The organism is Gilvimarinus sp. 2_MG-2023, assembly GCF_030547685.1.
In the GTDB taxonomy this organism is placed as follows: Bacteria; Pseudomonadota; Gammaproteobacteria; order Pseudomonadales; family Cellvibrionaceae; genus Gilvimarinus.
On record NZ_JAUOQM010000045.1, the window covers coordinates 1 to 733 of the forward strand.

At 54.8% G+C, this 733-nt stretch carries 1 protein-coding gene; it reads left to right on the forward strand.

All coding sequences use genetic code 11. The annotated features are described in order from the left end of the window. Positions 1–681: (2Fe-2S)-binding protein (locus Q4526_RS10950; protein WP_215977125.1), on the forward strand; the 681-nt coding region annotated here is incomplete at its 5' end. Positions 682–733: the final 52 nt, after the last annotated feature.

Here is a 733-nt window from a genome sequence, read left to right on the forward strand (position 1 = left end):
ACCCAGCGCCCGGGCGAGGTGTTTGTGCCTATGCACTGGAACGGCAGATACGCCTCCGCCAGTTGCGCCGACGCTCTGGTCACTCTGTTTGTCGACCCTATTTGTGGGCAACCGGAATTTAAGCATACCCCGGTAAACATCAAGCCGTTTCGCCAGCGCTGGAACGGTTTTTTACTGACCAGCCAAGACCTTGAGCCCAGTGCCGAGTACTGGGCCAAAATTACCCTCGGTGGCGGTTTTAAATTTCGTCTGGCTGACGGCGAAGTACCGGCCGATTGGTTTGCTTGGCTCAAACCGCAATTCCCGCATATTAGCGACTGGGTAAAAGTGCAGGACTCCGGCCAGCAGTTTTTCCGCGCGGCGGGTTTTATCGACGGCGTACTCGCCGTTGTGCTCAGCACCGCCACCGATAAAAAATCCGCCCCTGAAATGCGCTGGCTGGAAGATCAGTTAAACACCGAGGTGGACGCCAATGCCCGCTTTGCCATCTTGGCCGGTACACCCGGCGCCGGGGTGGAGGACGAGGGCAATATTATTTGTTCGTGTTTTTCTGTGGGAGAAAACACAATCAAAAAAGCCATTAGCAATGGGTGCGCAAGTGTGGAAGCCTTAGGGCAAGCACTTCAGTGCGGCACCAATTGTGGGTCTTGTATTCCGGAGTTGAAGGGGTTGTTGCGGTAGGGTTGGTTTTTTTGGTCGGAATTTTTTACTTTTGCCGGATTTCGCCCGGCGG